11 protein-coding genes are annotated in these 10,390 nt (G+C 68.2%); 3 read left to right on the top strand and 8 right to left on the bottom strand.

Features of this window, described 5'->3' with window-relative positions:
* Positions 1 to 103: 103 nt before the first annotated feature.
* The 3 genes from ACQCX5_RS06945 to ACQCX5_RS06935 form a co-directional block, all read right to left on the bottom strand.
* The gene (locus ACQCX5_RS06945; protein ID WP_434541281.1) at positions 104 to 496 is read right to left on the bottom strand and encodes a hypothetical protein; all 393 of its coding nucleotides are present in this window, start codon (positions 494 to 496) and stop codon (positions 104 to 106) included.
* On the bottom strand, positions 493 to 1,074 hold the full coding sequence (locus ACQCX5_RS06940; protein ID WP_434541280.1) for a hypothetical protein: 582 nt from the start codon (positions 1,072 to 1,074) through the stop codon (positions 493 to 495). The genes ACQCX5_RS06945 and ACQCX5_RS06940 overlap by 4 nt, the downstream gene beginning before the upstream one ends.
* A 289-nt stretch (positions 1,075 to 1,363) precedes the next feature.
* Complete coding sequence (locus tag ACQCX5_RS06935) at positions 1,364 to 1,615, bottom strand: hypothetical protein (RefSeq protein ID WP_434541279.1); 252 nt, start codon at positions 1,613 to 1,615, stop codon at positions 1,364 to 1,366.
* 8 nt (positions 1,616 to 1,623) lie between these two features.
* On the opposite strand from ACQCX5_RS06935, the gene ACQCX5_RS06930 reads away from it, so the two are divergent.
* Complete coding sequence (locus ACQCX5_RS06930) at positions 1,624 to 2,604, top strand: TRAP transporter large permease (protein ID WP_434541278.1); 981 nt, start codon at positions 1,624 to 1,626, stop codon at positions 2,602 to 2,604.
* Positions 2,605 to 2,610: 6 nt separating this feature from the next.
* On the opposite strand, the gene ACQCX5_RS06925 is transcribed toward ACQCX5_RS06930, so the two are convergent.
* The gene (locus tag ACQCX5_RS06925) at positions 2,611 to 3,183 is read right to left on the bottom strand and encodes a helix-turn-helix domain-containing protein (RefSeq protein ID WP_434541277.1); all 573 of its coding nucleotides are present in this window, start codon (positions 3,181 to 3,183) and stop codon (positions 2,611 to 2,613) included.
* A 72-nt stretch (positions 3,184 to 3,255) separates the two neighbouring features.
* Here ACQCX5_RS06925 and ACQCX5_RS06920 point away from each other — a divergent pair, with 72 nt between their 5' ends.
* Complete coding sequence (locus tag ACQCX5_RS06920) at positions 3,256 to 4,566, top strand: MFS transporter (RefSeq protein ID WP_434541276.1); 1,311 nt, start codon at positions 3,256 to 3,258, stop codon at positions 4,564 to 4,566.
* Between the two features lie 45 nt (positions 4,567 to 4,611).
* Here the strand turns inward: ACQCX5_RS06920 and ACQCX5_RS06915 are convergent, their stop codons facing one another.
* The 4 genes from ACQCX5_RS06915 to ACQCX5_RS06900 are packed head-to-tail and all read right to left on the bottom strand — an operon-like array spanning position 4,612 to position 7,753.
* Positions 4,612 to 5,547: an ABC transporter substrate-binding protein gene (locus ACQCX5_RS06915; RefSeq protein ID WP_434541275.1), complete on the bottom strand. Its 936-nt coding sequence runs from the start codon at positions 5,545 to 5,547 to the stop codon at positions 4,612 to 4,614.
* 14 nt (positions 5,548 to 5,561) lie between these two features.
* Complete coding sequence (locus ACQCX5_RS06910) at positions 5,562 to 6,227, bottom strand: ABC transporter permease (RefSeq protein ID WP_434541274.1); 666 nt, start codon at positions 6,225 to 6,227, stop codon at positions 5,562 to 5,564.
* Positions 6,224 to 6,934 carry an ABC transporter permease gene (locus tag ACQCX5_RS06905; RefSeq protein WP_434541273.1) on the bottom strand — a complete coding sequence of 237 codons (711 nt, stop codon included), beginning with the start codon at positions 6,932 to 6,934 and terminating at the stop codon, positions 6,224 to 6,226. Before ACQCX5_RS06905 ends, ACQCX5_RS06910 begins: the two co-directional genes overlap by 4 nt.
* A gap of 9 nt (positions 6,935 to 6,943) precedes the next feature.
* Positions 6,944 to 7,753, bottom strand: a complete 810-nt coding sequence (locus tag ACQCX5_RS06900; RefSeq protein ID WP_434541272.1) for an ABC transporter ATP-binding protein — start codon at positions 7,751 to 7,753, stop codon at positions 6,944 to 6,946.
* A 216-nt stretch (positions 7,754 to 7,969) separates the two neighbouring features.
* Here ACQCX5_RS06900 and ACQCX5_RS06895 point away from each other — a divergent pair, with 216 nt between their 5' ends.
* Positions 7,970 to 10,357, top strand: coding sequence for a copper-transporting P-type ATPase (locus ACQCX5_RS06895; RefSeq protein WP_434541271.1), 2,388 nt, complete (start codon positions 7,970 to 7,972; stop codon positions 10,355 to 10,357).
* The last annotated feature ends 33 nt before the right edge of the window (positions 10,358 to 10,390 follow it).

Below are 10,390 nucleotides of genomic sequence, written 5' to 3'. Positions count from 1 at the left end.
AACAGCTCCCGCCGCAGCTTCCGAGCCTCCGGCTCAACCCCGGAATCCTTCTTCGGATTGGTCATGGTCACAGTCAATCTCCTTCAAGTAGGGAGACCCTCACTTACACAGACCATCTGACACGTCCAGCCCACCGGGTCAACCGCTCCAGATGGCACCTGGGCAGCGGCTCGAAGCCCAGCGCTTCTGTCCACCGCTGGGTGAGGCGGTACTCCGGGGCCCGGTACTTCGCCAGGGTCACCCACCGACGTTCCAGGAAACCCTGCTCCAACGCGTTGGCCAGCGCCCGCGACACCCGCCTACGGGTGGCGCAGTCACTGTCGGCCGCCCACCCGCACCGGGCGGCGAACGCAGCCACGCTGATCCGCACCCACCCATCGGCACCCTCAGCAGTCGGGGTGTTCGCCAACGCCACCAGCACCGACAACGCGTGAGCAGTCAACGCGCTGTCGTCGATGGCCAGGTGAGGAACCCGCACGAACGAGGACGACATCATGCCGACCACCCCCCGACGGGAACAGTCGAGACCAGCGACTCGTAGCCCACGACCTCACGGACCTCGATCAGCCCCGCGGCCGCCAGCTGTCGACGCTGACGAGACACCGTGGCCGGCCGAATCCCCAACTGGCGGGACTCCACGACGATCGGCGCAGCGCTGATCCCCGCGGGCCCGACCAGCAGCCTCAACAACAACCAGTGCCGCAGCACCCGAGCGCCCAACCCGATCGCGTCGTACACCTGCGCCGCGGGAACCTCGACCACATCACCCGCACCCCACAGCGACGTCAACTGGTACGACCGCCCCGACCCGCCCAGGCCACGACGCCGCAGGTAGCCGGCATCGAGCAGCGACCGCAACGCCCGAGACACCTTCTTGCTCGCGGCCGCGGGAGACAACCCGTCCCACCCACACCGCCACAGCAGCTGCTGGTAGGTGGTCGACACCCACCCCGCGGGAAGACCCGTCCGGACCGTCTCCCGGTCCAACACCATCCCCATCAACACCGCATCCGCCGACAGCTGCTGGTCAACGACGACCCGGGCCGGCACACGCACACACTCGACGGCGGTCACAACGACCACCCCACTCGAGAGCACACACTCACTCCGATCTGCACTGCCGACCCTCTGTTTTCGGGTACGACACGATCGAGGAACCTCCACCGAAGACTTCTGTCCAACCGGTGGGGGGTGCTACTCTCAAACCACAGCGGATCCCTTAACGGGAAATGGTTTGAGCCCAGCCCCTCCTCGTGAGGGGCCAGGGAACCCCGGTCGCCGAGCGCCAACTCGGTCGGGGTAGCAGCAGAAACGTGCGACTTTGTGGGGGACTGGCTGGCAGGCCGGTCCCCCAGCTGCTTTCCTAGCTCGCCAGAGACTCGCCCCTCTCCGCCGGAAGGGGATCCTGAGTCGGCCCCTCCACGCTGAGCAACGACTCCCGCACCGCTCCAGCCAGATACTCCGGAACAGGCAGCGGCAGCTGACCAGTACGCTCGCGAACCTCGTTGAGGGCCTGGACCAGCATCAAGCCGCCCACGTCCGACACGGGGAACCCGAGGTCGCCGCTGAGCTCGTAGAGCACCGACGCGATGGACTCGGGAAGCTTCACAGCCACGACCGAGCGTGGTTCGGCAGACTTCGGCCGCCTCCCCGCGTGCCGCCGCCGTCGGTTCGGTGCTGTCGCCGCGCATGAAGAAAGAGGGCTACGACCCCGCCTGGGGCGCCATGGTCAACGGCATGTCGTCACCTGCCGGCATGCTGCTGCCACCCTCGAACACCTTCATCGTCTATTCGCTGGTCTCGGGCACCTCGATCGGCGCCCTGTTCATGGCCGGTGTCGGTCCAGGCCTGGTCTGGACGATCATCTGCCTGCTGATGGTGGCCCTGTATGCGCGCAAGCATCCCGAGCTGAAGTCGTCCGACAAGCGGCCCACGCTGAAGCAGGCCTTCACCATCTTCCTCAAGGCCATCCCGGCGCTGCTGATGATCTTCATCGTCATCGGCGGCATCCTGCTCGGCTGGTTCACCGCCACCGAGTCGGCCGTGATCGCGGTGCTGTACTCGCTGGTGCTGGGGCTCATCCAGCGCACGCTGCCGGTCAAGGAACTGCCGAAGATCGTGCTGGAGGCCGCCAAGGTGACCGGCATCATCATGCTGCTGATCGGCATGTCGGGCATCCTCGGCTGGGTGCTCGCCTATGCCCGGGTGCCGCAGCTGGTGACCGAGGGCCTGCTGGGCTTCTCGAGCAACCCCACGGTGATCCTGCTGATCATCATGATCATCCTGCTGATCGCAGGCACCGTCATGGACCCGACCCCTGCCATCCTGATCTTCACCCCGATCTTCCTGCCGGTGGTCACCCAGCTGGGCGTCGACCCCATCCACTTCGGCGCGATGATGGTCTACAACATGTGCCTGGGCAACGTGTCACCGCCGATCGGCAACAACCTGTTCGTCGCGGCCCGCGTGGCGAACGTGCGCATCGAGGCACTGATCGGTCGCCTGTGGCCGTTCTTCTGGGCGCTGTGCCTGGGCCTGCTGGTGGTCACGTTCATCGAGCCGCTGTCGATCTGGCTGCCGACGACGTTGGGTCTGATGAAGTAGGTCCCGTTATTCGAGCGTGGACGAGCGGGGCGCTCCTGGCTGCGGCCGGGGGCGCCCCGTCCGGCTGTGGTCCGGGTGCACCGCGATGAACACCGACCACGGCTCGGCCGACAGGTCGCTGGGGCGGTCATGGAATTCCTGCACCAAATCGCGGAGCCGCTGCCTGAACTCGTCCATCTGGTCGGCCGGCAGCCGCAACCCGAGCCTGACCAGGTCACGCTCGTCGGGCGAGACCGCCTCGAACTCGGCAAGGAAGGCCTCGAGCATGGATGCCTCGGCGAACGGCGTGCGGGTGTACCAGGACTTGCCGGTCGCCCGGTAGGGAATCTCGCGCGCCCCACGGTTGCCCCGGCGCGGCTCGAGCGCCTCGAGGTAGCCCGTGTCGACCAGCGTGCGCACGTGGTGCAGGGCGGTCGCGGGGTTCAGCCCGAGCGCCTTGGCGATCTCGCGGTTGGTCAGGGGCTCGTCCAGCGTGATCCGCAGCATGCGCAGCCGCAGTCCCGAGGCCAGCGCCTTCGCCTCGGCGTCGGTGGCCTCGCGCGCCACGAACTCGCGGCGGTGTTGGTGCTCGTCAACCATGCAGGCAAGTGTGACAGAGCACCCGGGCACCACCGATTGACATTGCTCAATCACTGACGGATCATCGATGGCGTGACCCTGCCCGCCACCGATCAGCCCGCCACCACACAGGCCCCTCGCCCCCGCAGCCTCTTCAGCCACCACGACTTCCGCCAACTGTGGCTCGGCGACACGGTCTCGGTCTTCGGCATGCAGTTCGTGATGTTCGCGATGCCCCTGATGGCGGTGCGGCTGCTGTCTGCCAATGAATTCCAGATGGGCGTGCTGACCGCCCTCGAGACCCTGGCATTCCTGCTGATCGGCCTGCCCGCCGGCGCCTGGGTCGACCGCTGGCGCAAGAAGCGGGTGATCGTCATCGGCGACCTCGGGCGGGCGGCGCTGCTGCTGACGCTTCCGGCCGCGTGGTTGCTGGGGGTGCTGAGCCTGCCCCAGCTGTATGTGGTGGCGTTCCTGGTCGGCTGCATCACGGTGTTCTTCGACGTGGCGAACCAGTCCTACCTGCCCGAGATCGTCGAGGGTTCGCAGATCAGCGAGGGCAATTCCAAGCTGCAGGCCAGCCAGCAGGTGGCCCAGGTCATTGGACCTGCCGCGGCATCCGGCCTCGTCCGGTTGCTGGGATCACCGCTGACGATCGCGGTCACCTCGGTCTGCATGGCGGCCTCGAGCCTGTTCGTCAGCCGCATTCGCCACGTCGAGCAGGCGCCACACCCGGCCGGGCGGCGGCCGTTGGTGGCCGAGATCCGCGAAGGCCTCGCATTCGTCGTGCGCCAACCGCTGTTGCGCCGCATCGTCGCCGCCACCGGCATCGTGAACCTCGGGTCGAGCGCCACCCAGGCGCTGTTCGTCATCTATGCCATCAAGACCCTTGGGTTGGACGAGACCCTGCTTGGCCTGGTGTTCTCGGTGGCGGCTGTGGGCGGCATCCTCGGAGCCGTGACGGCAGGACCGTTCGCGGCCCGGGTCGGCGAGGGCCGGGCCATCCCGCTGTCGATGCTGGCGATGGGCCTGGCCGGGTTCGCGACCCCGCTCGCGAGCTACCTGTCGCCGGTGCCGACCCTTGTCATCGGCTGGTTCGTGACGTCGTGGGGGGTGGTGGTCTACAACGTGACGCAGGTGAGTTTCCGCCAGCGGCTGTGTCCCAAACCGTTGCTGGGGCGCATGAATGCCTCGATCAGGTTCCTGGTCTGGGGCCCGATGCCGATCGGGGCGTTCGTGGGCGGTCTGGTCGGGCGACACCTGGGCGTGCTCGAGGCGCTGTGGATCTTCGCGGGAGTGGCCCTGGCCTCGGCCCTGCCGGTGCTGATCTCGCCGCTGGTGCGCATGCGTGACCTGCCGGGGCCGCAGAGTTCTGTGCAAGAAAGCTCCGTGCAGTCAAACGGCTGAAACCGCCCCGCAGGGCCGCATTCAGCCGTTTGCTTGCACAGAACTTCAGACCAGCCCCTTCTGCTTCAGCCAGTCGGTGGCAATCTCGGCCGACTTGAGCTTCTCGTCGACCGAGCGCGCGTTCAGCTTCTGCAGGTCGGCCGCCGTCAGCGCCGCCGACACCTTGTTGATGGCCGCCGCCGCTGCCTCGTCCACCTTCTGGCTGACCACGGGCACGACATTCTGCGGCAGGATCAGCGCCTTCGGGTCTTGCAGCACCACCAGGTTGTTCTTGGCGATGGCCGGGTCGGCGGTGTAGATGTCGGCCGCCTGCACCTTGCCGTCGACAAGGGCTTTCACCGTCAGCGGGCCACCGGAATCCTCAATCGGGGTGACCTCGGCGGTCACGCCATAGACGGTCTTCAGCCCCGAGGGGCCATAGGGCCGGGTCGCGAACTCGCTGTTGGCACCGACCTTGATGGTGCCGCCCACCTTGGTGAGGTCGGCGATCGTGACCAGCCCGTGCTGGTCGGCGAGCGCCTTGGTCACCGTGTAGGAGTCCTGGTCGCTGGCATCGGCGGCGTTCAGCACCCGCAGCCCCGAGCCGAGCGCCGTGCCGAGGGCGGTGATGATCTCGTCCTTCGTGTGGGCCTTCGACGACTTGTCGAGCGCCTGCAGCAGGTTGCCACCGTACTCGGGAAAGACGTCGATCTTGCCGTTCTTGATCTCGGGAAGGTAGATCTCGCGCTGGCCGATCTGGTACTGCCGGGTGATCGTGTAGCCATCCTTCTCGAGCACCTGCGCATACAGTTCGGCGATGATCTCGTTCGAGTAGTACTGCTGCGAGCCGACGACGAGCGTGGGTTTGGCGCCCGAGGACGCGCCGCTGCCCGCCGCGGTGGCGGTGGTCGAGGGCGTGGCGAGTGGATCATTGGACGAGCAGCCGGCGAGCACCGCGAGCCCTGCCAGTGCCGCGAAGTGACGACGGGTGAACTGCACCATGATGGGGTGTCCTTTCAGGTGGTGCGGGCGCTGGCCGGGGTGACCAGTCGCTGGATGATGTCAAAGACGATGTTGCTGACCAGCGCCAGCGCGATGACGAGCAGCGACGAGGCGAGCATCATGGCGTAGTCCTGGGTTTTCAGGCCCAGGAACAGCAGCCGGCCGAGCCCGCCCGCGCCAACATACGCCGCCAGCGTGGCCGTCGAGATGACCTGCAGCATCGCCGAACGCAGCCCGCCGACCAGCACCGGCAGCCCCAGCGGCACCTCGACGCGGGTCAACACCTGCCATTCACTCATGCCGGACGACCTGGCGCCATCAACCACCGCCGGGTCGACGGCCTCGATGCCCGCATAGGCGCCGGCCAGCACGCTCGGCACGCCGAGCACCACGAAGGCGAGCATCGGGGCGGCCAGACCGATGCCGAGCAGCAGCCCGAACAGCGTGACCAGGCCGAGGGTGGGCAGGGCCCGGGCCGCCCCCGACAGGGCCACGGCCAGTGCCCGGCCGCGGCCGGTGTGGCCGACGTACCAGCCGATGGGCACGGCGATGGCGGCCGAGATCAGCACGCCCAGCAGGCTGTAGCCGAGGTGTTGCCACAGCAGTGGGCCGGCGCCGAGGGGGCCGGTCCAGTGGGAGGGGTCGGCCAGGTAGTTGACGGCCGCGATCAGGTAGTTCACGCCTGGCCCCCGGATGGTTGCGCGGTCTGTTGCGCGGTCCGTTGTGCGGTTTGTTGTGCGACTTGTTGCCCGGCGTTGGCGCGGGTCCACGGCAGCACCAGACGCCCTGCGCGTCCCAGCAACCAGTCGACCAGCAGCGCCAGCGCGGCGGTGACCACCAGCCCGGTGATGATCTCTTCGGTGATGCCGCGTTGGAAGCCGTCGACGAACAACGAACCGAGGCTCTGCAGGCCCAGCACCGAGGCGACGGTGACCAACGAGATGGTGCTGACGGCCACCACGCGCAGGCCCGAGAGCATCACGGGGCCGGCCAGGGGCAGCTCCACGGTCAGGAACCGGCGCAGCGGCGGGTGCCCCACCGCGACGGCGGCATCGATGACCTGGGGGTTGACCTGGCGCAGGGCGTCCACGGTGGCGGGCACCATCAGCGCCAGCCCATAGAGCGTGAGCGCGACAATGGCGTTGATGGGGTCGCGGATGCCGGTGCCGAGCACCAGCGGCAGCACGATGAACAGCGGCAGCGACGGGATCGCGTACATCAACGACGCCCCGCCGACGATCGGTTCGCGTAGCCAGCGCACCTTGGTGGCCAGCCAGGCGATAGGGATGGCCAGCACCAGGCTGGCGACGATGGGTGGCAGCGCCAGGTAGAGGTGCGCGACCAGCAGCCGCCCGATCACGTCGAGGTTGTCGATGACCCAGGTCATGTCACCAGCTCATGCCAGCAGCCCGGCGGGGCGGCCGTGCCGGTCGAGCAGCAGGGTCTGGCCGTCGACCTGTTCGGCATGCAGTTGGCGTTCACCGGCGTCGAGGCCCACGAACTGGCGGACGAAGTCATTGGCGGGTCGGGTCAGGATGTCGCGGCCCGTGCCCTGCTGGGCGATGTGGGCGCCGGGTTCGAGCACGATGATCTGGTCGCCGAGCAGCAGCGCCTCGCTGACATCGTGGGTGACGAACACCACGGTCTTGCCCAGTTCGCGCTGCAGCCCGAGCAACCACTGCTGCAGGTCGCCGCGCACGAGGGGGTCGACAGCACCGAACGGTTCGTCCATGAGCAGGATGTTGGGGTCGGCCGCCAACGCGCGGGCGACACCGACCCGCTGCTGCTGCCCGCCCGAGAGTTGGTGGGGGTAGCGCCGGGCGAGCGACCGGTCGAGGTCGACGAGGTTCATGAGTTCGAGGGCCCGGTCGTGCGCGGTGGCGCGGTCGACGCCGGTCAGCCGCGGCACGGTGGCGATGTTCTCGATGACGCGGCGGTGCGGCAGCAGGCCGCCGTTCTGCATGACATAGCCGATGCTGCGGCGCAGTTTCACCGGGTCGACCGTGGCCACGTCGACGTCATCGATCAGCACCCGCCCCGAGGTCGGCTCGACCATGCGGTTCACCATGCGCAACAGGGTGGTCTTGCCGCTGCCGGACGACCCGAGCAGCACAGTGGTCGACCTGGCGGGGACGATCGCGCTGAATTCGTCGACGGCCACGGTGCCGTCGGCGTAGCGTTTGGTGGCCCGCTCGAACTCGATCACGTGTCCACACTGGCACAGCGGGCCAAAGATGCTCAGCGATCGGGACGAATCGGACCGGTGGTGCGGGGGTTGCCCAGCAGTGTGCATCGACCGGCGCGAAGTCGCCCACCAGCGAGGATTTCGCCCCGGTCGATGCACGCTGCTGGGAAGAACGTGGCGACAGAGCTTGGCATTCATACCCCCGGGGGGTATATTCGGCAGCGGAGGCGATCACAGATGACTGAGCACGAGCACTCGACTCATACCGCAGAAGATCCGCAGACCAGGACCTACACCTGCCCGATGCACCCCGAGGTGCGCCAGGACGGACCGGGACGATGCCCCACGTGCGGCATGTTCCTGGTGCCCGAGGACGAGGCGGACACACACGACCAGCACGACCACACCATGCATGGGCACGACCAGCACGAGCACGTGGCCCACGAGCATCACCACACCCAGCACCAGCAGCCGGCCGCCGCGGCCGTCGATACCCCCGCGGCCGCCGACACCGCCGGCGGCAATGAGTGGACCTGCCCGATGCACCCCGAGATCCGCCGCTCCGGGCCGGGCACGTGCCCGATCTGCGGCATGGCCCTCGAGCCAGTCGTCATCACTGCCGACAGCGGCCCCAATCCCGAACTGGCAGACATGACCCGTCGCATGTGGGTCGGCGCCGCACTCAGCGTGCCGCTGCTGCTGATCGCGATGGTCTTCCCGCTGCTGCGCATCGAGCTGCCGATCTCGGCGACGGTCAACCAGTGGATCCAGTTCGCGCTGGCCACCCCCGTCGTCTGGTGGGCCGGTTGGCCGTTCTTCGTCCGTGGCGTGCAGTCGGTCAAGAACCGCTCGCTGAACATGTTCACGCTTGTCAGCCTCGGCGTCGGCGCCGCCTGGACGTACTCGACCGTTGGCCTGCTGGCCCCGCAGTGGTTCCCCGAGTCGATGCGCGTCATGGACGGCCGCCCCGAGCTCTATTACGAGGCCGCAGCCGTGATCACGGTGCTGGTGCTGCTGGGCCAGGTGCTCGAATTGCGAGCCCGCGAGTCGACCTCAGGCGCCATCCGTGCCCTCATGGACCTCGCCCCCACCCAGGCCCGGCGCATCCTGCCCGACGGTTCCGAAGAAGACGTCGACCTGTCCGAACTGGTCGTCGGCGACCGCGTGCGGGTGCGCCCCGGCGAGAAGGTGCCGGTTGACGGCAGCGTCGAAGAGGGCACCTCAAGCATCGACGAGTCGATGGTCACCGGCGAGTCGATGGCTGTCGCCAAGAAGCCCGGCGATGATGTCGTCGGCGGCACGGTGAACGGCAATGGTTCACTCGTCATCCGCGCCGAACGCCTGGGCACCGACTCGCTGCTCAGCCGCATCGTCGCCATGGTCAGCCAGGCGCAGCGGTCGCGGGCGCCCATCCAGTCGCTGGTCGACAAGGTCTCGGCAGTCTTCGTACCGACGGTCATCGCCATCGCCCTCATCGCGTTCGTGGTCTGGATGTTCGTCGGCCCCGAGCCCCGGCTGCCGCATGCCCTGATCGTCGCCGTCTCGGTGCTGATCATCGCCTGCCCCTGTGCGTTGGGCCTTGCCACGCCCATGTCGATCATGGTCGGTGTCGGACGCGCCGCACGTTCAGGCGTGCTGGTGAGGAACGCCGAGGCGCTCGAGCGCATGGAACAGGTCGACACCGTCGTCGTCGACAAGACCGGCACGCTGACCCAGGGCACGCCGCAGGTCACCGACGTGAAGACCTTCGCCGACGTGCCCGCCGACGAGCTGGTCGCGCTGGCGGCCGCCGTCGAACAGCATTCCGAGCACCCGTTGGCACAGGCCATCGTGACCAGCTGCCGCACGCGTGAGGTGGCCATCCCCGCGTCAGAACAGTTCACGTCCGAGGCGGGCGGCGGCGTCCGCGCGCTCGTCGACGGGCGCTGGGTCGCGGTCGGCAATGCCGACTTCGTCGGCGCATCGGACGGGGCCGAAGCGGCCGCCGATGAGCTGCGGCGTGGCGGCGCGACGGCCGTCCATGTCTCGGTCGACGGCCTGGTGGCAGGGGCGTTCGCCATCGAGGACCCGGTCAAGCAGACCACCCCCGAGGCACTCACGGCGCTGCACGGCGCCGGCCTGAAGGTCGTCATGCTCACCGGCGACAACCAGGTGACCGCCGAGGCCGTGGCCGCGAAGCTGGGCATTGACGAGGTGCGGGCCCAGGTGTTGCCCGACGAGAAGGGCCAGGTGATCGCCGACCTCAAGGCACAGGGACGAGTCGTCGCGATGGCCGGTGACGGCGTGAACGACGCGCCGGCGCTGGCGACTGCTGACGTCGGCCTGGCCATGGGCACCGGCACCGACGTGGCCATGGAGAGCGCCGGCATGACCCTGCTGGGCGGTGACCTGATGGGCATCGTCCGGGCACGGGCGGTGTCGCGGGCGACGATGCGCAACATCCGGCAGAACCTGGTGTTCGCGTTCATCTACAACGTGCTGGGCATCCCGGTCGCGGCGGGTGTGCTGTACCCGGCGTTCGGGGTGCTGCTCTCGCCGATGCTGGCCGCCCTGGCCATGGCGCTGTCGTCGGTGAGTGTGATCACCAACGCGGCACGACTGAACAGGGTGAAGCTTGAAGCCTGAACACCCACCCCGGGAGTGTGTGTGTCGGACCCC

Source organism: Aestuariimicrobium sp. G57, from assembly GCF_050110855.1.
Lineage (GTDB): Bacteria > Actinomycetota > Actinomycetes > Propionibacteriales > Propionibacteriaceae > Aestuariimicrobium.
The sequence above is the reverse complement of the archived record's forward strand: the minus strand, read 5'-3'. Positions and strand labels throughout refer to the sequence as shown.